General features: G+C 62.7%; 11 protein-coding genes. 3 read left to right on the top strand and 8 right to left on the bottom strand.

The genetic code is table 11. The features are described from left to right. The coding region (locus tag KA354_22725; protein MBP7937468.1) for a DUF4038 domain-containing protein at window positions 1-1,650 on the top strand (1,650 nt) is incomplete at its 5' end. 964 nt (window positions 1,651-2,614) lie between these two features. On the opposite strand, the gene KA354_22720 is transcribed toward KA354_22725, so the two are convergent. The 6 genes from KA354_22720 to KA354_22695 form a co-directional block, all read right to left on the bottom strand. Next, window positions 2,615-5,893: a hypothetical protein gene (locus tag KA354_22720; GenBank protein ID MBP7937467.1), complete on the bottom strand. Its 3,279-nt coding sequence runs from the start codon at window positions 5,891-5,893 to the stop codon at window positions 2,615-2,617. Between the two features lie 17 nt (window positions 5,894-5,910). After that, on the bottom strand, window positions 5,911-7,371 hold the full coding sequence (locus KA354_22715; GenBank protein ID MBP7937466.1) for a hypothetical protein: 1,461 nt from the start codon (window positions 7,369-7,371) through the stop codon (window positions 5,911-5,913). Then, window positions 7,368-10,118: a hypothetical protein gene (locus KA354_22710; GenBank protein ID MBP7937465.1), complete on the bottom strand. Its 2,751-nt coding sequence runs from the start codon at window positions 10,116-10,118 to the stop codon at window positions 7,368-7,370. Before KA354_22710 ends, KA354_22715 begins: the two co-directional genes overlap by 4 nt. 51 nt (window positions 10,119-10,169) lie before the next feature. Further along, a complete protein-coding gene (locus KA354_22705; GenBank protein MBP7937464.1) occupies window positions 10,170-11,204 on the bottom strand; it encodes an FAD:protein FMN transferase in 1,035 nt (344 codons plus the stop codon). A 102-nt stretch (window positions 11,205-11,306) separates the two neighbouring features. Next, the gene (locus KA354_22700) at window positions 11,307-13,073 is read right to left on the bottom strand and encodes a 4Fe-4S binding protein (protein ID MBP7937463.1); all 1,767 of its coding nucleotides are present in this window, start codon (window positions 13,071-13,073) and stop codon (window positions 11,307-11,309) included. A 15-nt stretch (window positions 13,074-13,088) separates the two neighbouring features. Then, a complete protein-coding gene (locus KA354_22695; GenBank protein ID MBP7937462.1) occupies window positions 13,089-13,913 on the bottom strand; it encodes an FMN-binding protein in 825 nt (274 codons plus the stop codon). A gap of 1,712 nt (window positions 13,914-15,625) precedes the next feature. On the opposite strand from KA354_22695, the gene KA354_22690 reads away from it, so the two are divergent. Then, a complete protein-coding gene (locus KA354_22690; protein ID MBP7937461.1) occupies window positions 15,626-18,568 on the top strand; it encodes a right-handed parallel beta-helix repeat-containing protein in 2,943 nt (980 codons plus the stop codon). 52 nt (window positions 18,569-18,620) lie between these two features. Continuing rightward, entirely contained in the window at window positions 18,621-20,048 is a 1,428-nt protein-coding gene (locus KA354_22685; GenBank protein MBP7937460.1) for a hypothetical protein, read from the top strand. Here the strand turns inward: KA354_22685 and KA354_22680 are convergent. Beyond that, window positions 19,942-21,174: a transposase gene (locus KA354_22680; GenBank protein ID MBP7937459.1), complete on the bottom strand. Its 1,233-nt coding sequence runs from the start codon at window positions 21,172-21,174 to the stop codon at window positions 19,942-19,944. The two genes, KA354_22685 and KA354_22680, sit on opposite strands and share 107 nt — an antisense overlap. Next, window positions 21,171-21,479, bottom strand: a complete 309-nt coding sequence (locus KA354_22675) for a hypothetical protein (protein ID MBP7937458.1) — start codon at window positions 21,477-21,479, stop codon at window positions 21,171-21,173. Before KA354_22675 ends, KA354_22680 begins: the two co-directional genes overlap by 4 nt. Window positions 21,480-21,781 lie beyond the last annotated feature (302 nt).

The following is a 21,781-nucleotide window of genomic DNA, read 5'->3' as shown; positions in this document are numbered from 1 at the left end:
GCCATCGGCAGACTCCTTTCGCAAGAGACTCTCGCCGCTCCATACGGCATACTTGCGAAAGGTATACACGATGCCAATCGATCGCGCCAGACCTCCCAGCTTACCTATCTATGCGCGCTGGCCCTGGAGTGCGCCCTGACCAGCGCTCGAAACTACGACAACCCTTATGCGGATGTGAGCCTGCGGGTCATCTACACGGGGCCGGGCGGTCGAACGCTCCGCGCCTACGGCTTCTGGGATGGCGGTCGCACCTTCCGCCTTCGCTGTGCATTCCCTGCGGTGGGCGCTTGGCGATGGGAGACGGAGTGCTCGGACCCGGCCGACACCGGCCTGCACCGGCAGCACGGTGTGGTGGAAGTCTTGTCCTATGGGGGTGACAATCCGCTCTACCGGCGCGGCTTCCTGAAGGTCAGCGAGAACCGGCGCTACCTGGTCTTCGCTGATGGGACTCCGTTCCTGTGGATCGGCGATACCGCTTGGGCCGTGCCGCACAGGTCCAACGACGAGGAGTGGGACGCCTACGTCGCCGACCGCACCGCCAAGCACTTCACTCTGGTTCAGGTAGCCTCAGCGCCTGAGTGGGCGGGCGAGCACGACCGCCGGGGCGAGCGGGCGTTCACCGACAAGACCTGCTCACAGTGGGACCCGGTCTACTGGCAGTCCTTCGAGCGCAAGGTCCAGCGGGCCAACGAGAAGGGCTTGGTCGTGCTGCTTGTCGGGTTGATGGAGCCCGTTCACCGGTATCCGGAAACCGCTCAGGCCGCTCTCTTTGCCCGGAGTATTGTGGCCCGGCTGTACGGCAACTTCGTCATCTTCTCACCGAGTTTCGACAGCCGCTTCATGCCTCTGGCCAACGAAGTGGGCCGCGCCGCCCGCGAGGCGACGACCGTTCACCTGATCACCCAGCATCCCGGTACGCCCTCGAACCAGCCCACACCGACGTTCTCCAGCCAATACTATGACGAGTCCTACCTGGATATCGCCGCCGTGCAGACCGGACACAACGGAGGTGACCTCCAGCGGTGTGCCCACCATGCCATCGAGTGGACCCTGCATCTCTATCGCTACGAGCCGCACAAACCCGTCATCAACCTGGAGGCCATGTACGACGCCGAGGGTGAGAAGGCATGGCGGGCGGTGGACGCACGTTCGCTCGGCTGGCGGTCCTGGCTGTCGGGGGCAATGGGTTACACCTACGGGGCTGGCGACGTACCACCCAAGGTCCCCGGAGGCAACGGTGCAGTGTGGAAGTGGGTCACCGACCCGGAGAAGTCCGACTATTGGAAGAAGGCGCTGCAATGGGAGAGCGCTTCCCAGATGCAGTACTTGCACGATTTCCTGGCGTCTATCAAGTGGTGGCGTCTGGAACCGGCCCATGATCTCATCCGCCGCCAGCCGGACGACGTGACCCGACGCATGGTGCTGGCCCGGAGCGCTGTCGGCGATCTGGCCGTAGCCTACCTCCCAGACAACGATGTCATCGAATTGGACGTGTCCGCGTTCGCATCTGCCCTCACAGCCCGCTGGTACGACCCGGCGCGCAATCGCTACATCCCGATCACGGGCAACATCGGGAACAAGGGCACCCACCGGTTCGTGCCGCCGGGAAAGGGAGATTGGGTGCTCCTCCTCCAGCGGACTGGCGGGTGAATGCACCGCTGAGATGTCTTCGCCCTTTTCAGTGGGCCAACCGGATACAGATTCCGAGGTGGGAAAAGAAGCCCATCTGCCCACATGCCCATGCGCCCATGACCGTCAGCGTCCTATGCCCGAGATTCGTGGGCAATTGAGCAGTTGTCGTAAGTCGTGAGTCTACGGGCAGTTGAACTGCCCACGATGAAATGGGCAGTGAACAGGCGATTCGCATGGCGGATCAGGACGGCGGGCATGGTGCGCTTGATGACGGGCAGAATGTGGCAACCGGCCACCACAATCCTGTCTCGGTGGTGGCTGGTGTCACCTCTTCTCTCCCGCCCAATTTGGTTTTCAGCCCCGATGATGGTCACCCACCAGGCCCAACGTGGAAAGCGCTTTCCACTTTCATCTCTGCCAAATCTGGAAACCGTCTCAATGCTGTTTGTGCCACCGAGGGAAAGGGAGACTCTTGTTGGGCGAAGCGTTTACGTCCAACTGTCCGGTTTCGCCTTGCGTAAAACGACTAACGGCGAACTCGGGGAAGTATTTCCCGCCGCGTTCGCCGTTGTCATCTTTATGATGGCTCTTGAACTCGCCGGCTTGCACGAATCAAGTGCCCGGGCCCACTCGGGGCTCAATAAGAACAGTTGCCGCTTTTCACGGCACAATCGGGTCTTCGAACCTCGACCAGTAGAATCCTCCGTCTATTCAGAGAACTCACGGGCCGATACCAGGGCGACCCATGCCGCCCCGGCCCCGTTAGTTGGCGCTTGTACGCCCAACAACTGTCATCGGACAACTGCCCCGTCGAAGTGCAGCGTTTCTGCCGTGTTTACGGGCTTTGCCGGTTATTCCAATAGGCGAACAGGCCAATGCCATCAGCAGTGCGATCCGCTTCGCCGAAGCTTGGGCCACTCTGTTTCCACCCGTCGGGCTCAAGGGCTCATTGTTCTCGTGCCTTCCTCGTCGAGAGATAGACTCATTGTGAGCGTGCCGGCCAGTCGAACGGATCAGGAGCCAGGATGATGTCGCGTTGCGCCGTTTGCGGCGCCGAGGATGGCGAATCGAGGATAGCTCTCAGCGTGCAGATGCCGGGTCTTAGCCCTTGGCTTTCAAAGGCACCATGCAGAACGCCGCCCTCCGGCCTCGCCGCATGCTCGGCCAACCTTCGCTCGCCAGCCCAAAGCTCGACGCGTAACTTGCCGCCGTCCGAGGTGGCGTGAACACTCCACGGAGTCAATTCGCCTAGGTAGTATTCGTCGAGAGGCGATGAGACGGCCAGCGGCGGCTCCTCGATGGCTTGGAGCGACACATCGTCGATGTAGAAGAGTGACTTGCGGGCCGCTTCCGCATCATCGGGAACGGGGCAGGCAATGTGAATGTCGAGGCTATCGAAATCGGCGCGCAGCCGGTCCTCGGCCACGAAGTGATTCCAGACGGCCGGATCCTCCACGCCGCCGGTGTAGCTGATCCCGCCCAGGTGCCCCTCCTTGCCCGACTGGCGGAGCGTCATGCCCGGTACGGCCGCACCGCCGCCAAGCCGAAACCAGTACCCCACCCGGACGCGCTGTCCGCGCAAATGCCTAGCCGCCTCTGGCGACACTTGCACGTTGACGATCAGGTAATGCTTACCGTCGTAGACGTGGCCCTTGCCGACGGCTTTACTGAAATCCCACTTCAGGGCGTATCGGCCCGAATGGGCGATCTCGTCGGTTACGCTTAATGCGCCTACGGGCTTTTCCTCCGGCTTGAGCGACGGATCATCCGCATGGTACGACGGCACGGGGAAGCCTCCGGCTTGCGGGCCGGCCTCGAAGGAAGGAACGGCAACCAGATTGGGACCGGCCTTTTCCGGCGCGGCCGTGCTTGTGACGATCGCCGGGAATGGAATCGCCAACTCCCGGTCACCCATGAGATTGAGGATCTCGCGGGCCATGCGCCAGCGAAGGCGGGCGAAGGTCAGTGGGTTTTCGATGGGCTGACCATCCGGGTCGATCAGCGGCGCCAGGACGCGCTCGGCTCGATCGGCGGCCTCAATGCTGCCTCGTGTTCTGGCCAGGCGGATCTGCTGCTGGAGGGTTGCCACGTACCGGCAGTCGTCCACGCCTTCACGACAAAGCTCCCAATAGATGGTTGGCGTTGGCCCGTCCACGCCCGGGAAGATCGCGTTCCAGTCCTTGTGTCCGCCGTCGAAATCATTGCAGGGGTTGGCCTCGGTGGCGTCGAAACCCCAGGCCGTGGCCACCTCCGCACCTGAACGCAGAAACTCGAAGCCCGTCAGTCCACGCGAAGCGATCGTGCTGTGACCGTAGAACATTCCATTCTCGTAGTACCAGAAGGGATGGCCTTGCCGAACCTCCTGGAGGACTCGGTTGCGGCTGTAGTGGCCGTAAGCGTAGATGCGTACGTCCACGCGATCTCCCAACCGCTGAAGGTCGCCGGCTGTCAGAGTGGTGGCGGTCTGGCAGCCGGGCACTTCGTGGACAAAGCCGAGGACGTTTTCGGCAAAGAGCATGCGGTTTTCGGTCTTGTTGTTGCCGGGCTCGTCTATCGGGTAGAAATACAGCTTGGGCCAGCCGCGTCGCTGGGCTTCGTCGCGGATATGCCGCACCAGGCCGACGATCGCCTGGTGGGCCTTGGGGCTGAACGTGCCGGGGATGTGCTTCTTTCCCGGCTCCGCCAGACCATATTCGAGGTTGCGCAAAGTGTATTCGCAGCCAATCGCGACCGGCGTGCTGCAGCCCAGGGTCTTCCAGTACTCGAGGTCGCGGGCCAGGCCGGATATGTCGTAGGTGAAGGTGCCGTCGGGGTTTTCCTTCACGCCGAAGTAGTAGTTGAAGATGGCTAGGTCGAAGCCGTGCTCGCGGTAATCGGCCAAGTCGGCCTTGACCAGCCGGGCCTGCTCGGCGGGAGTATTCCGTCCTCGCCGCTCGGGGCCCCTGAGTCCCCCGACCGGCGGGAAGCTCTCCAGCCACGTTCCCCAGTGTCTGTCGGACGGGCGGACCAGTTCAAAAGGCAGCACCAACAAGCGCCACTCGAACGTGATCGGGGGCGCCTTTTCCGGCCGAAGCGTAACGGACATCCGGTAGCGCCCGGGCGGAGCGTCTTGCGGCACGCACATCGTCAGCCACCACTGCTTGAGCTGGCGGGCCGCCACATGCGGAGCCTGGTTCGCCGGCGATTCGATCATCTCCGGCACTACGTGGTACTCGCCTTTGCCGCCCCAGCCGCTGACGCGCTGGGGCCAGCAACGAACGGTTCCGACCTTCACGCTCTCCCGCGGGATCGTCCGGCCGTCTTTCTCAGCAACGAAATCGGACAGTTCCAGAGCGACGGCCCCCAGATCTTTGTGGGAAAGAACGCAGAAACTGGCGGGCTCGAACTCGCCCGGGGTGGCAAAAGCGGTGAGCGGTCGCGCGATGGCCGCTCGGGCGGGCACGAAGGTCGGCGTGACCGGCTCGGTATAATCGACAGAGGCAACCACATAACCTCTTTCCAACTCGGCCTCGCTCCAGTCAAGCCGGTGATGGGCAGGCTCCGGCCTCACCTCCTTCCAGTTGGGCAGTTCCGTTTGGGTCAGGAAGAAGATGTCACGTTCAAGTTCGGCAACCACGTGGACCAACTCCGGTCCGGCCCGGCCGATGACCAGGCCGTTCAGAATCCATCCGTGCGGGCCTTTGAACTCAATTCGCAATCGCCCCTCGGCCGCGCGGGCCTGGAAAGGTTCCATGAAGACGAATCTCGCTCGCGGGATGCGCACGTCGAGTTTCTTCTGGCCGTTCGCCCACGCCTCGAAGAGCGGCGGGTCCCACTCGGCGTCGCCGGCGATGAGCCAGACTGTGTACTCACCCTCCGGCACGGCCACCTCGAAGCTATTATCGGTACGACCTTCGATCAGCGCGCAAGTCAGATCCGCGGTGGTTCGATATGCACCATAGGTCGAGGCGGTGTAGCTATCCCTGGGCAGCACAATCTCGGATCCTCCGCGGTCGAAAGCCTCCAGGTCCTGCGTCGAACGGAAGCCGTAGCCCTTTTCAGCCGTAAACGCGTCCTTCACGGTCACCTTGGTAAAGCCAGCGCGGGCGGCGGAGGTCGGCGTGCCGAACTGGAAGGTGACGACCTTGGCCGTCTTCTGGCTGGCGCCCGCGCTATCCGAGGGAAGTTGATCCGCGGCGCGAAGGCTTTGGAACGACGCGGCAACGCCTATTCCGATCAGCAGCCACAGCCATTCTCTCGCCTTCATGATCGCCGCACTCATACCTGGTCCTTTCCGACTCATGGTCGAGGTCGAGTTGTGACTGATGCGCTTGCCAACCCCGGAACCGGGTCCCCGGCGAGTTCGTTCAGGTAGTTCTCCACGTTGGTGTACCCGTTGGTCGCGACGGCCGCGCCGTCACGGGGGTCGTTAGGATCGAGGCCGTGCGCCGTCTCCCAGACGTTGGGGATTCCGTCGTGATCGGAGTCCGCCGGCGGCGCAGGCGCACCGCCAGCCAGATCGGGCCATGGGCCGGTCGTGCTGGCGCGCGAGGTGCCGGTCCTATCGCGCACGCTCTTGACGATGCGCAGATCAATGGCGTCTCGCGAGGGCTTGCAGGCTCCCACGGTGGACAGCACTCTGTCCAACAGGTTCGATACAGGGTCCAGTGCGACGGCAGGAGCGGAGAACGGCTTTCCGGCGTCGTACTGTGACTGATCTACCACGTGGGTGTCGCCGTCGTGCTTGAACTCGTAGTAGTCCCAGGTGTTGACACCGTGCCCGATCCAGTCGTTGGCGCTGCCGGCCGGACTGCGTGGTCCCCAGTTGCCAGCCAGGTAGAGCTTCGTACCACCCAACTCCGCTGCTGTTCCATCGATGCGCGTCGGGCCGCCGTTGCCCACATTAAGGTAGGGATAGTCGCTTTCCGGCCCAGCGAGCCAGAGGTTGTTGACCACGTTTCCGAAGGCGGAGCTGTTGAGGGCAAACTGTCCGAAGACCGACGCGTTGTTGCCGCCCCAGTTGTAGATCACGTTGTTCCGAAAATCGAACACGTCCGCGTGCTGCATCAACGGGGTTCGCGAGCCGAGATTCGCATAGAGGTTGTGGTGAAGCGTGATGTTCTTGGGGGCCCGGTTGCCACCGACGTGCTGGCCCATGAAACACTCACCGATCAGGTTCCATTGAAAAGTGGCCCGATCCAGGAAGGAGCCATACCAGTCCAGTTGTGTGTCGGAGCCCCAGGCGACTGAACAGTGGTCGAAGACGACGTCGTGCACTCCCGGTTCGCCCGTCCCATAGCATAACAGATTATTGCCCGCGTCGTGCTGCATGTTGCCGCCCATGCGCACGCGGAGGTGACGCACTACGATGTCGTGAGCGCCGTTGACTAACCAGACACCCCAATCGCCTTCCGGCTGCCCAGCCCCTCTGATCTGCACGCCGCCCGGCGAGGTCTGTCCGGCCACGGTGAGGTAGGGCGTGCTCACTCGGATTGCGTTCTTCAAGGTAATCGTGCCGCTGACCCGGAACACGACGATGCGCGGCCCTGAGGCTTCCATGGCCGCTCGCAAGCTCCCGTCGCCCGAGTCGTTGAGATTGGTGACCTCGATGACTCGTCCCCCGCGACCGCCAACTGCGTTGGCACCAAACCCCTCGGCGATGGGAAAAGCCTTGACGGATTGGGCGTTCGCCAACCCTGCAGACATGGCTGTCAGGCTGAGCGCTGCCGCGGCAGCCCACGGGAGGACATATGCGATCATGGCAGAGGCTCCTTTCGTGCTTCGAGCCGAGACTGGGGGTCGAGCAGGTTCAGCAGGATGCGCTCGGCCACAGGGTCGTACCCGGGACCGGTCGGGTCGAGGCGACGTTGCACGTCCAACTGCACGAACAGGATTCGGCCATCGCCGATGGCTGCTGGAGGTTCGGCAGCGATCGTGGTCTTGCCATCACGTGCCCATAGGAGTTTCGTAGCGTGGGTCAGGGCGTCGCCCTCGATCGCACCGATCCCCACGGTGCCGGGCAGGCCGTTCCAACGGCTCAGCCATTGCGGGTCCACACCGGTCAACACCGGATGCCGGACCGCTTGATGCGAAAAGACGCGCGAGAACCGCTCGGCCTTGCCGATCTTGACGTCACACAGTTCCCGCCAATCCCACGACGGCGTTGAAAGGACGATGATTCGTCCTCCCCGGCCGGCGAAGTCACACAAAGCCTTCGCGTTCCGCTTCTCAGCGCCGGTGAGGTGCGGGGCATTCCAGATGACAACCACCTGTTTGTCCGGCGAGAGTGGGTCGAGCTTCTCCGAGGTATTAAGACCCCAGGTGTTGAAGAACGCCCGGGCGGCGTCACTGCTGCCGAGGACGACGAAGGTGCGCTGCCTGGATGCCTCGGAAATCAGCGCCGGGTTGACTGCACGCACAAAGCGCTGGCTGAGCACGGGGCGGCCCGCGATTCCCGTTGTACGCGCGGTGAGCCAGTAGGAGCCTTCCTTCTCAGGCAGCTTCCAGGTGATCGAGGTCTTCTCAATCGAATCAGCCTTGAGGGCGAAATCGTAACTCCATTTGCTGACGGGCTTCTCAAAGCACTCGGCTTCCGGAATGAACTGCGGCCATTCCCTGGTGAGCAGCAGATCCACGTGGATTCTCGCATCGTGCCACGAGTCGTTAATGAGGTAGAGGTCGGTGGCGACCTGCTGGCCGGTCCGGTAGCTGGCGTCGAACAGATCCAGGCTGGCCAGAACCGGAGACAGAGAACTGTGCCATGCGGCCGACTGCGGAGCAGCGTAGCCGGCCCTCCAGATGGCGTTGCCCTTCTCGTTCTCATGAACTCGGGCCGCCTGACGCGTCCGCGTCCACCCGGCATACATGTACGGCAGGATCGCGTCCACTCGGGCGCGTCGCATAGCCTCGGTATGTTCGGCCCCGATTTGAGCGACAGCCAAGTCATTCGCAAGCCGGTCATCCACGCCAGTCCACTGCGTGCGCGGGTGGCCAAAATCGTTCATGTATTCGCTGACGGTAGTGGTGCGATCACCGGCCTCCTTGAACCAACCTCCGACGGACTGCTGAAGGTGCCCTTCATCGGTTTCGGTGACGTTGCCACAGGGATGCAGATCGAAGTTCTCGCGGGTAGCGTGGCCCGTCCGCATCGTCGGCCGGGTGGGATCGAGCCTGTTGACGAAGTCCTGAAACGGCCCTTCTTCCCACTGATCGTCGTTCCGGGATTCGTTGGACAACACCCACATCACCACCGAGGGGTGATTCCACAGCCGTGCCATCCAGCCTGCAGCATCGAGCAGGCAGTTGCGGTGCCAGATTTCCCACTCTTCCGGTGTGAACTTGTAGTCCTGGTAGTTGAAGAGCACTGGGAACTCGGCCAGGATCATCGTTCCATGCTCGTCGCAGATGTCGACCACACGCCGTGGCGGCGGGCGCGTGTGCGTGCGAAAGGAGTTCATGCTCATTTCGCGGGCTTCGGTGACAAAGTAATCCAATTCATGGCCGGTGATCGTGTCGCCCCAGTCCCACTCAAAGACCAGATTCGAGCCTCGTAGCCAAAGGTTTCTGCCATTGAGTCTGTAATTGCGGTCCTTCACGCCGATCTCACGCATACCGAATCGAAAGGCCATTTCATCCAGTGTTCGCCCGCCACCGGTGAGCTTGACGTTGGCGGCGTACAGCGGGCATTGCTCGTAGGTCCAGGGTTTGAAACCGGGCATCGGCACCTCGATGGTGAAGCGCTCGCCGCCCAAGGGGTTGGGATCGGGAATCAGCCGGGCCGGGGCTTCACCTGTGCCCATGAGCTTCCCGTCCGGCCATTCCCTGACCTGTGCCGTAGTCTTCAAGCCGTCCATCCGCAGCGGGCCAGTCAGCGTGACGCTGATCCTCACGCGGCTACCAGCGAGGTCGGGCATTGACAGAGCCCACTTGATGTAGGCCGAGTCGGCGAAGTCGATCCACACATCGTCGGTCACCTCCGGTATTCCCACACCGAAGCCCGCGGGGATCAAGGGGTTTCCGCTCCGGCTCCTGCGCACAGCGGCGGCACCCCGGACCTTGAGCACGATCTGGTTCTCTCCCGCCTTCAGGACTCCCGTCGGCATGATGACCTGGTACGGCCCCGTCGACTCATTCTCGCCGGCTTTCCGGCCGTTCATGAACGCCTCCGCGCCGTTGGCGATGCGATTCCAGCGGAGGATGGCGAGGGCATTGGCCTGTGTCGCGCTGACGGTGAAGCCTCGGCGGGCCCAGACGATCTTCGTGTCATTCGCCGCCTCCTGGCTGTATTTCATGAATGGCCCCGGCAATGTGACCGGCTGCCAGTCCAGTCGTTGCCGGCCCGTAGCCGCCTGGGCATCTTCATCGCCCTTCCCCTTGGCAAACTCCCATTGGCCATTCAGAAGCACGGAGTTGGCCCGTTGCCCCTCATACCCAAGGGCTGGCAGACCAAAACAACAGATTCCCAGCGCCAGCAAAACGAACCTTCTCGCCCGCGCGAGTGCTCTCATGATGACTCCTTCGACAAGGCCTCCGAGTCAAACACGAAACTCACATGAGCATCAAACCGCCTGAGGAAACCCCTCGGTCGACATGACTGAGCCGTTCTTGAAGACGAAGAGGGCGTCGGCCCCCGGCGTGCTCCGAACCAGCTCCACTCCCTTTCCGTGTCCGAGCACGAATATCGCGGTGGACAGCGCGTCAGCCGCCATGGTCGTCGGCGCGGCCACCGAAACGCTGGCGAACTCCGTAGGTGACCGGCCGGTGGCCGGATCGAAGATGTGATGATCTCGATGGTCTTCGCTGAAGGTAGTGGCATAATCGCCGGACGTCGCCAGGCTCCTGTCTTTCAGTTGAGCCACCCACACGTAAGCGTCCGCCGCGCGCGGGTGCTGGATGCCGATCTTCCACGGTTCCCCGGATTTCTCGCCCATCACGCCGATTTCGCCGATATCCACGAGCGCCTGCCGGATACCCCGCTCCTGCAGCACGGCCTTCACCCGGTCGGCAGCATATCCCTGGGCGATGCCGTTGAAGGTCACGGCCATCCCAGGCCGCTTCAGTTCCACGTGAGAACTCGAGAGTCTGATCTGCCGCCAGTCCACGCGTCGCCGCGCAGCCTCGATCTCCTCGTCTGCCGGAAGCCGGGCGCGTCCAGCCGCATCCGCATAGGTTTCCCAGAGCGGCTGAACGGTGACATCGAACGCCCCACCGGTCCGCTGCGACATGGCCAAGGAGGTTACAAGAACCTCAAGTAGTGCAGGATGAGCATCTCTGAGAACTCCGTCGCGATTGAGTTGGCTCACCTGGCTGTCCGGCCGATACAGGCTTAGTACGCTCTCGATTCGGCCAAGCTCCGCAAAGGCCTCCGCCATAGCCCGATCGGCAACTCCCTCGTCGTGATGGATGGCACTGATCGAGACCTCTGTTCCCAGCGAACGCCCCTTGCGGACGAAAATGCCCGCCGAGGCATCCGGTCGTACGGAATGGCTCGCCCGCCGCTCGCGTGGAAGGACATCTCGCCCCTTCCATAGTGCCCAGGCGCCCGCCCCACCCAAGGCGGTCACGAGAACTCTTCTGCGCGTCAGGAAATGCATGAATACAGCTCCCTATTGCCCGGCATTTCTCGTTGGCACTCGCCAGGCTACGCCGCCCGGCTGCGTATCGTTGTTCCGCAAGCCTTCCTCCTCACCTCGCCGTCAAGCCACGCTTGCTGGTCTCGTCACCGAAGGCAAATCACGTGGATCGGCGGGAAACGAGAGGAGTCGATGTTCGTTCTCAGCCCACACCATGATCGCGCTCCGTCGAAGAGTGGGTTTCTGGACCACGTGCCGAGTGTGGCAGCGGTATTCGCAGATCCCGCAGCCCACGCACGCCTCCACCTTCACCACGGGTACCCGGATGCGGCTCATGGCCTCCAGTTCGACCTCCGAAAACACGCCTTCCGGCGGCGGCGGGTTGAGCTCGATGCGAGTTTCCTTCATCTCGATGGCATCATACCCGGCCCGCCGGCATTCGACGTAACAGAGGTCGCAATCCTGCCGGAGCTTGTCCCCGCGGTACGGCAGGCACGTGTCGGGATCGATCCGAGCTAATCCCATGCGGGTCCGGCGTTTCACCGCGAGTTCTAGCGGCTGGATGGCTCCGGTTGGGCAGACTTGCGTGCAGAAGTTGCAGTCTTGATGGCAGCCGGCGTGGTGGAGGTGTGCCACCGGGGTCCACAGAGCGTCCAGGCCGTAGTCCGTACCGGCGGGATGCAGCACCGGCCCGGGGCAAACCTTGAAGCACTCCCCGCAGCGGATGCACAGAGCCAGAAACTCGTCCTCGGGAACGCTGCCGGGCGGACGGATCGGCCGTGGCCGATCGCTGCCCTGCCTGGACGTCACCAGTCCAGGGGCAGCCGTCACCGTGCCCAGGATCGACGCCGCCAGGAAGCCTCTCCGCGACAATGGGGATGGCGGTCGGAAGATCTCGCCCGCCGGCTTTGGCGCCTCCTTGTTCCATCGCGTGACGAATTTGATGGAACCCGTCGGACAGACTCCGCCGCACGTCTGACAGAAGGTGCAATGGCTCGTTCGGGTAGTGAAGTCCTGATTCACGGCATCGAAGCGGCAGACTTGAGCGCACTTGCCGCAACCGAAGCACGTGTCTTGAACCCTCCGCTGCCCCACTCGGAACGGACTCAGCAGCGAGAGGATCGCTCCGCTGGGACACAGGCATCGGCACCAGAACCGTGGCCCGAGCAGACTCACCAGGAACGTACCGGCGAAGAGAACGATAGAGGCATAGAGTGCCCAATTGGCGGGCAACAGGTGTTTCTGACCCTTCATCAGGCTCAGTTGCAGGCGTCCGCCGGTGAAGAGCAACCCTCGCGTAAGCACGGGAATGGCTGCGACGAATCCCGAAAGGAGGACCCCACCCAAGGAAGCCCCCAGCACGCTGACGAGAAGGTAGTACCGGATATGAATCCACCACCGCCCTTCTCGTCCTTCCGGAGACAGGTGGAATCTTCGGATGCGGCGTCCGACAAGCCAGTCGAACAGGTCGATCAGCGTACCGAGCGGGCAAAGATAGCCACAAAAAGCACGGGGAACCAGAAGGCACAAGAGCACGACGCCCACTGTCCACCCCAGTGTCGGCCAGTTCAGGACTCTCCCAGCGAGCGCGGTTGAGATGCCGACGAGCGGGTCGAGCAACAGGAAAGTCTCGGCGGGAAACCACTGCTTGTCACTGAGCGTCGTCGCGGAGAACGGCTGGGAGTAGGGCCAGCAGACATAGAAGAACGCGTACAAGAAGAGTACAAGGCAAGCGGCTTGCAGGACGCGCCGCAACGGTGAGTTTCGCCACGTGGGACCCAGCCGAGCAAGGAGATGGTCCCTCGTTCCGCGCCACCCGAGCCGGTCGGAGGCCTTCAGGCAGGGCAGGAAGATGTTCGCCGAGCGAGGAAGTCGAAGGAACCTGGGCATGGACCATCCTCCCCTCTACGGAAGCCCTGCCTTGCGCAGGCACTGGAGCGTGCCGTCAAGAATGGCGCTGGTGGTCACGGTTGCACCGCTGACCCCATCGACCTGCAGACTCTGTTTTTCAATGATCCGCCGGGGAATGACGGTGCACGCGCCCTGCTCGATTTTCTCCTCGTGTTTCACCTTGATGTCGGTCATCCGGCCCTCGCGCACAGACAAGGTGATCTGCACATCGCCGGCATAGCCCAGGGCCGTGGACGTGTAACTGCCATCACGAAGCCGGGCGCCGGACAGGGAACGGACGCTCAACAGGTCGAGCTTCGATTGCACGCGGTCCGCCTGCCGCTTGAGCAGGTGCTGTCCGTAGGGTTGATCCGATGTCGGATACAGTTTGATGGCCTTCGCATAGTGCTCCCGGGCCGAATCCGTTTTTCCCCAGGCGACATAGAGATCACCGAAGGCGTCTTCAAGGCTCGCTTGCCCGGCGATCCGCCACGGGGGAGCGGGCAGCCGGGCCATGGCTCGGTCCAGGGCCGCCTTGGCCTTCTCGAACGCTCCGAATCGCGTATACAGCGACGCCAGGGAGATGGAGGCGTGCAACGGAGGTTCCTTGTGGGGCTTGGCCAGGAATTCCTCATGGGCCCTGACGGCCCAGAGGGGCTCGCCGCCGAGAAACACATACATGGGGTACTCGTGGCCGTCGCCGATGTCACCCTTCTGGAGATACACCCACGTCAGCTTGATGGCCTCCCTGCGGGCGGCTTCGGTGTTGAGGCCCAGGAGCCGACGGACCTCTAGCCGCGCGTCCTTCCAGGGATGCGCAGTGTCGTACTGCGTGCGCACCTCGGCCAGCCAGGCGGGGGGAATCCGCAGGCCGGCCAGTTGTTTGTCCAGTGAGGTGGAACTCGAAGGACTGGGGCGGGAGGACCCGGTGGATGAAGAAGCCTGCTTGGGCCCGCTTGGTGGACGAGTCTCAGAACTTACGTCTTGGCGCGGATCATCGGCGGACGGTGAGTCATCGCGGTCAGGTTTCGCAGCGGAGCCGACGGCTCCCAGTGCCACCATCTGGGTGATCGATCCCGCCGCAAAAGGGCGTGCCTCCGAGTCCGGATGCCTAGCATGCCGTACCGTCGGCGATGCCTTCGGGGCCTCCGCTGGCGGTTGCCCCACATAGCACATGGCGCACAGCATAACGGCGAGGATCCGCGGTGCCCCGTGAATCGGATTGGGAGCGTGCATTCGGGCGGCCATGCTTGTGTTTCTCCGTCGTACGAGGGAGATGATCACCACTTGGCGTTTCACGAGGCTCACTATAGCCTCCGTTGCAGATCCTGCATACTGGAGCGGCCAGCCCAGCAGGTCACGCGTGCACTTGAGGAGGGTCACCGCTCGCGTTGGAGAGCGGATGGATTCGGTTTCCCCGGCAATGAAGTCTCGGTTGAACGGCCTCCTCCACGCTCTACGTGTACGTCCCAAGAGCTTGTTTCGTTCTGCTTCGGCACTCCGCCAGCAGATGATCGCGTTAGCAGAGGCATGTCTCAAGGCGATCAACATGGTGGGATTGAGTCCAACACGCCGCAGATATGAAAGCGGTACTCGATCACAGTCTGAATCGGCTCGTGCAGGCCGTGGACGCCGGCCTGGCACGGATCAATATGGACGCTCGAGTGCTCATCGAAGATGTAGAACAAGAACACCCGAATGCCATGGAGTTGGCGCCTCCGCCCGTCAAAGCAGTAGACGCGGTGGTGGAGAGCGCTGGTACAATAGCGGCACACCACCCGGCGACGTAACCGGACGAGGCGAAACGGAGGCAAAAGATCGCGAGCATTGGGGCTTTGCAGCACAGCTGTTTCCGAGAAATACCGGGCGATAGCATCGCCAGAGGCTGCCGGCCCTCCGCGAGACGGAGGCCGTTTCACGATCTGGGGCAGTGCGATAGGCGCGAAGTCGGTCGGAACGGGAGGTTCTCGTGGCGTGAACCTGCGTGTAGACTGGTTGCATGGTGGCTTGCTGATTTGGGAAGGCTGTTCCGATTCCTTCGCCAGGATGCTGGAATTGTACGTGCAGAGAGGCGGGTGGTTTGAGTCTGGGCACGCTCTTTGAAGAATGAAGACTGCTGTGCTGATAGAAGACCATGCGGCCGTGGTGTTGGTGATGCTGATGAAGCCCTCGAGTGTATCAAAGCCGCGATCGATTCTGCGCCTGAGACTCTGGACAACTACTACCCGTACGCAAGAGACATGACGCGGATCGAGAAGTGCTGGCGGTCTGCCTACGCTGAGTTGTGACGCGGAGGGTGCGTGTCTATGGGGAGTCCTACCACCCGTGCTCCGCTGGCTACCCGAGGAGCCATCGTCCGTCCGGACGACACGCCCGGCTGTGCAATAGAGCAAGAATATGCGAGGTGTTCGGATGGGCGCGTCCGTGAGCCGACTCATGTCGGGAAGTCTGTGAGCCCTAAATCCTCATCACTTTGTACCCTCTTCGACCGGAAGGACTTCGCGGTACTCGCCAGTTCGATAAGCCGACGACATCCGAAGAAGGAGACCCCAGTGTTCAGTTTGGCGCGTCTGAGTGTGATCGGGTTGCTACTGGGCTGTACCTGCTGTTTCGTGCGATTCGCCGCCGACGGCGCGGCCGCCCAGGCCACGCCCACCGTGACCTCAGAAGTCGCCACGGTGAGCAGCCGCCAGGACACGGCGGGTGTGGAGGTTGTCGTCAACTTCGAAGGTAACAAGGGACCGGGCTGGAAGGCCGCCGCCAATGTCATGGGGGCGGTTGGACCCAACCACGTCGTCGATTTCACCGAGGGCGGATTGACCGTGCATGACAAGGCAACGGGCAAGGTGCTGCGGCATTTTTCCCAGCACGAGTTCTGGGGCCAGGTCAAGCCGGCCGGCTCGATCGATCCCCAGAAGGACGCCAACGATCCCTGGATGGTCTACGACCCACTGTCGCAGCAGTGGTTCGCCACCGTGGCGGGGACGGATCCGAGCGACTCCTTCCTGGCCGTGTCCACCTCCTCCGATCCCATGCGGGCATGGAACGGAGTCAAACTCCCGCTGCCGCGGATCGACCCCGGACTGAAGATCGGCGTCGATAAGAACGGGCTGTATATCACCTGCGCCAACGGCTCAAGCAACGGCAAGGAAGCGCTGGATCTCTATGTGATTCCCAAGGCCGACGCCATCGCTCCCGGAGGCCCGGTGCTGACCCACGCGCAGACTCTGCAGAAGTTGATCTATGCCGCCGTCCCGGCGGTGGACCTCGACCCCGACAAGGCGCCTGACGCGCCGGCGATTCTCCTCAACAATGAGTTCGGCGGCCCCACCTGCGGCAAGCTGTATCTGTACAGGCTCGCTTGGTCGAGGCGGAAGGCCACCGTCTCGGCCGCTCAGGAAATTGCGCTCAGCAGGCCTTACCCCGTGCCGAGGATGGAGGGGCTTCAGCCGGCACCTGGCGTGAAACTGCTGCAGTCCGGCGGCCGGCGGAACAACTGTGCCTTTGTACGCGGCGGCAGTGTGTTCGGCTGCAATGGCGCGCAGCGCACCGCCGATTCGCGCCCCGGGATCCTCTGGTACGAGGTGCGAGTTCGCGATGGCGCCCTGCTCCAGGAGGGGTTGGTGGACGACGCCGACCACGATTACCTCTACCCTTCGATGGCCGTGGACCATCATGGCAATATCGGCATCGGGTGTACGCGGACGTCCGCGACGGAGTTCCCGTCGGTGTGCGTCATGATGCACGCGGCCGGCGATCCTGCCGGCACGATGCGGCCGCCGGTCGTGGCCGTCAAGGGTACGACCACCTTCAAATACGCCGGCGTCGCCGCGACCAATTTCAGCAATTACAGCGCGACCTGCGTTGACCCTTCTGCCGCCGATCTCCTTTGGACCTATCAGGGGTACGCCAACAGCAACGTCGATCGGCAATGGTGCACAGCGTGGGCGGCATTCAAGTTGTCGGCGGCGGTGCCGACCTCCCGCCCGGCGGTAGGCGGCGCGGTCACCCGAGATTCCGCTGCGGGTGTGACCGTGTTCAATGTCACCGCCTTTGGCGCCAAGGGCGATGGAATGACGGATGATCGGCCAGCCATTCAAGCTGCGATCGATGCTTTGACGGCCAAGGGGGGTGGCATCCTGCGAATACCCAAAGGGACCTACCTCCTGAACTCGTACCGTCCGGGCGTGCACCCCTGGGGCTTTCACAACCTGCTCGTGGGCTCCCGTATCCACATCGAAGGGGAACCGGGGGCAACGCTGCTGCAAGGTGAGAAAGGCCGCGCTCCGCTGCCGCCGGGAGCGACGATGGTGGGGAATGCTGTGGTGGTGGTCGGCATCCCGCATTATGCCGTCGTCACGTGCCAGAACACCAACTACAACGGCGGCTTTTACTCCCTGCGTGCAACTGTGGCGGACACACGCGCAGTCAAGTTGGCGAGGCCAACCGATGCCGCCCATTTCGCGGCTGGCGACTACGCCGCGATCTACGCGACCACGACCGGCGACGTCCTCCCCACCGAACTGACCCGCGTCACTGCAGTAACTCCCGAGGGCGAACTGGCACTCGCCTGCCCTCTCGCCCGGTCCTTTTCGACACCCCAGATCGCGAATGTCACGCGGCGAATCACTTGCGATGTGAGTCTGAAGAATCTCATCGTCCAGGGGGCACGTCCGTTAACCGTGATGGAAACCTGGGGCTTCTCAGCAGAGGATTGTCAGTTCTTGGCCGACACACGCGTGGGCCAATCGAACGCTGTGACGACGTTCGATCTCAATACGGTTCGTTCCTTTCGATTTGTCCGCAACGTCATCGGATCTGTTGGGCCGGAGTACGTCGGCATTGAGTTGCCGCAGCGCAACAGCCAGGACGGTCTGTTCGAGGAGAACACGGTGCGCGCTGCGTCCGTGGGATTCGGGGAATACGGAGCCCATTGGCGGTTCCTCAGTAACCACATGTGGCTCTACCCCAAGCCGGAGACCGCCGTTGCGGTAAGCATTACCGGCCTCGATGTGCTTTTCTCCGGCAACGACGTCCACTGCGGGAAGCTGACCGGGGGGCAGGGTTGGGGCTGTGTGCTGACCGACTTCTACGCGCCTGGCGACTATGCCCCCTACGTAGGGAAGGTCCGAATCACGAACAACACGATTGAGTGCGAGCCGGGGGCCGCCTACGGCCTTCTGCTGCGGAGCCGGGATCCGGTGGTGACCGGGAATCGCCTCCGGGTCCGTGGTTCCGGCGCCGCCATCCGCTTCGATGGCGACTACATCGCCGCGTCAATCATGAACAACGACATCACCGTCCATACCGGCGCCGGGATCATGCTGGAAACGGGCAGTCATGACGCCTGCACCATCACGCGCAACCGTATTGCCGCGACCAACGGCTCCGTGGCGATCCATCTTGCCTCGCCCTCCGAAACCGGCAAGCAGCGGATCGAGCAGAACACCATCTCGGGATTTGCGCAAGGCGTGAAACGGGAACAGGGAAAGTGAACATCACATGAGGAAGAACGCCGTGCATCACCACAAAGGGAGGAATGGTAGCATGAAGAAAATGCCTTTCGTTTTCCTCGCGCTGGTCGCGCTGCTGGGTTCGGCAATTCCGTTGTGTGCGGCCGGGAGCGAAACCTTCACGGGCACCGCGGCAAGGACCGGCACCTATAAACGGCCGCTGTTGCAGGTGGACGGCAGGCGGTACGAATTGAAGGCGTCGGACAAGGCTGATACCTCGGTGGCCGAGATGCTGGCCAAGTTTTCGACGGGCGACCTGGGCTCGTATGCCATTGTCGGCACGCGTGGCACCGTCAACGGCAATGACGGCATCATCGTTGACCGCATCACGCCGGCCGCCAAGTCGCTCCCAAGCGCCGGGGCAACCACCCCTGGCACGAAGGCCGTCCAAGGCAATGTGCCGCCAGCGCCGGCTCAAGCCGCGCCCACCGTGACCTCATCAGCCGTTACTGTGGGATCAGACCGGTACGTGGTTTGCAGCTACGACGACCTCGCGACGATGAACTACACCATGGTCATCCCCGAGGGGCTGAAGACAGTACGGGGCCTGTTGGTCAACGCCTGCTATTCCGGGGGCGACTCGCGGAATGAGTGGAAGATTTGCGAGTACTACCGCCATTTCATGCATCTGCATGGGTTCGCGTATGTCGGCAGCACAGCCACCGCCGGTTCTCCGCGTCGTATGCTGTCTCCGCCGGCGGAGGACACGGTTAAGGCCAGGCACTACGGCATATTCCTTGCCTTCCAGGACAGTATGAAAGTGATCGCCACCGCATCCAGGCATCCTGAGCTGGTCAACGCCCCGTATGCTGGCGTCGGTTTTTCCGCCGGCGGCGGGTTCGCCCTCAACTTGATGGTCTTCGCCCCCGACAAGACGATCGCTGCCGCGAGCTACTGCGCCCCCTACATGTTCAAGCGGAGGCTCACATCGCCGCCCGGCGATGCGGTGCTGAGTGTGCCCTCGATCTGCATCACGGGCGAGTTGGAGCATTTCAACGCTCCTTTCGCTCCCGGTGTCGATCCCAGCACCGCCCCGGCCAGGATTGATGAAGTGCTCGTGCCGTATCGCCCGCAGGGCGCGGAGTACGCGTGGGTGGAACGGCAAGGCCTCGGCCATGCGTATGACGAGAACCGGCAGGATGTGCTGGGGATGCCGCTGCTGGACGCCGCAGCGATTCCGCAGGTGCGGTTTGTGGACGTGGCAGAGCAAGGGTTTACGTTCGGATTGGGGCATGACCAGATTCGGGAAGGGGCGGGAAGGGCTTTTGAGGCGGAGATGTGCGTGCGGCCACCGCCTCGGGGGCAGCGAGGTTTGATTGGAGGGCGAGGGCGGGATTGCGTAGGTGGCGATCGCGTCAGGTGGGTGTGCGGGCGGGGCCATCGCGGATGGAAGCATACAGTTCGGCGGCGATCAACGCGGCCACATGCAGGGTGCTGGCCGCTCGGCGTGCCGCAGGTTTGAGATTTCGGTGGTAGAAGGCCATGAAGACGTTCAAGCAGAGCAGTGCGAACAGGAAGAAGACCAGCAGGGCCGTGGGGTGGTGCTTGTAGACGTGGTCGGCGTGCCAGCGGTTGCTCAGTTCGTTGAATCCCTGATTCTCCACGTCCCAGCGATGATGGCCCAGGTCCACCACGGTTCGGGTCGAGGCTCTGGGGGCCGGCAAGGTGGTCACCCACAGCCAATCCGAGGTCGATTCCTCCACTTGTTTGTCTCGTTGCCGTCGAACCGTCTGGGTTTCCAGGCTTCGAACGACCCGGACCTGGGCCGCCAATTCAGGCCAAGCGGTAAAGCGATCCGAATCCCAACAACGATATCGCCGAGGGCCATCGGTCCAGTCGAGACCGGCGGGCAGGACCCCAAACAACGTGCGGGCATCCGCGATGAGATTCGGGCGGTTGTCTTTCAGGACCGCCAGGGCGTGCTTGCCCTGGGCGAGCACGAACTTGAACCAGTCCGTGTTGGCATACAGGGCGTCCCCGGCGATCACATCGAAAGCCCGCGGGTAGGCCTGGACCACACGTTCCACCAACCGCCGGGATGCCGCCAACTCGTCCTCGCCGGGCCGGACGGGTTCGACATCCACCATGAACGAGAGATCTCGGCCGACCAACCGTAGAACCGAGTATCGGTGATAGTACTCGATTACATCCCCTGTTTGGGTGTGGAGCGTCCGCTGGCAACACCCCGGACAACAGCGTTTACGGCTGGCGGTGAGTTCGTGACCATCGATGACCGCCATCATCAATCCGTGTCCGGGCGGCTCCAGAGCCTTCATCCGTTTCAGGCGAGCATAGACCTTACGAAAAGCCGTGCGTACATCCTCCACGTCCATCAAGGAGCAGATCCGCCCGATGGAATCGGCCGAAGGCATCTCCTGCCCCAGCCATCGATTCCAAAACCGGCCGGGCCGACTCTGCTCCAGGGCGTGCAGGCTGCCTTGGCGGCTCAGGAACATGACCGCCACCGCCCGGGCCACGACCCGCGTGGGGATCTTCGCTCGACGACGGGTATCGCCCACCGCATCGAGACCCTCTTCCCACTTCAGGGACTTGTCGCTGTAGGTCAGTACACGTCGAAGAATGATCAATCCTGCCGAGAACGCACCTTGTCCCAATAGATGCGTGAAATCTCTTCCAGCAGTTCCCGGGCGCGGTGGTAATCCTCCACCCACAGTCGCACACGCGACTCCCAATCCTTGGGGACGAAAAGTTGTCGGGTTCGCCCGTTTTCCGAAATCACCAGGAACAGGCTTTCATGGCCTTCCCCCTGGGCACAGTGACAGTTGGCCTTGCCGCACTTTCGCCGCCGAACCAGCAGTGTACCTCGGATCACGGCCTGCCGGCTGAGCAACTGGGCCAGCTGCGACCGGGCTCGCCGTTCAGCGGCGGACATGTGCGATCGAGAAATGCGGCTACCTCTATCTGCCATATATCTATTATGACAGATACAAGGCCGCTTGTCAACCCCAAAACGAATGCGAATTTGCTCAACGCATCCGTTCCGATCACAATCGACCGTCACGGCAGGAGGTTACGAGAAAGAAAGAGGCCTACTTGCGGAGTCGCTGGGGTCCGTGACACGTTAGGCGGCCTCGCCGTAGGCCGGGCGGGTGTTCCAGTATTGCGTCCAGCGGCCATCCTGGGAAAGCCACATGGCCCGCAGCGACAGGATGGACTCCACCCCGCTCAGGCTCC

It is taken from the genome of Phycisphaerae bacterium, from assembly GCA_018003015.1.
In the GTDB taxonomy this organism is placed as follows: Bacteria; Planctomycetota; Phycisphaerae; order UBA1845; family PWPN01; genus JAGNEZ01.
This window is presented reverse-complemented; position numbering and strand designations above follow the sequence as displayed.

Excerpts from the sequence above, each read along its gene's own strand:
- KA354_22720 (MBP7937467.1), bottom strand. The coding sequence starts at position 5,893 with ATGAGTGCGGCGATCATGAAGGCGAGAGAATGGCTGTGGCTGCTGATC.
- KA354_22715 (MBP7937466.1), bottom strand. The coding sequence starts at position 7,371 with ATGATCGCATATGTCCTCCCGTGGGCTGCCGCGGCAGCGCTCAGCCTG.
- KA354_22710 (MBP7937465.1), bottom strand. The coding sequence starts at position 10,118 with ATGAGAGCACTCGCGCGGGCGAGAAGGTTCGTTTTGCTGGCGCTGGGA.
- KA354_22705 (MBP7937464.1), bottom strand. The coding sequence starts at position 11,204 with ATGCATTTCCTGACGCGCAGAAGAGTTCTCGTGACCGCCTTGGGTGGG.
- KA354_22700 (MBP7937463.1), bottom strand. The coding sequence starts at position 13,073 with ATGCCCAGGTTCCTTCGACTTCCTCGCTCGGCGAACATCTTCCTGCCC.
- KA354_22685 (MBP7937460.1), top strand. The coding sequence starts at position 18,621 with ATGAAGAAAATGCCTTTCGTTTTCCTCGCGCTGGTCGCGCTGCTGGGT.
- KA354_22675 (MBP7937458.1), bottom strand. The coding sequence starts at position 21,479 with ATGTCCGCCGCTGAACGGCGAGCCCGGTCGCAGCTGGCCCAGTTGCTC.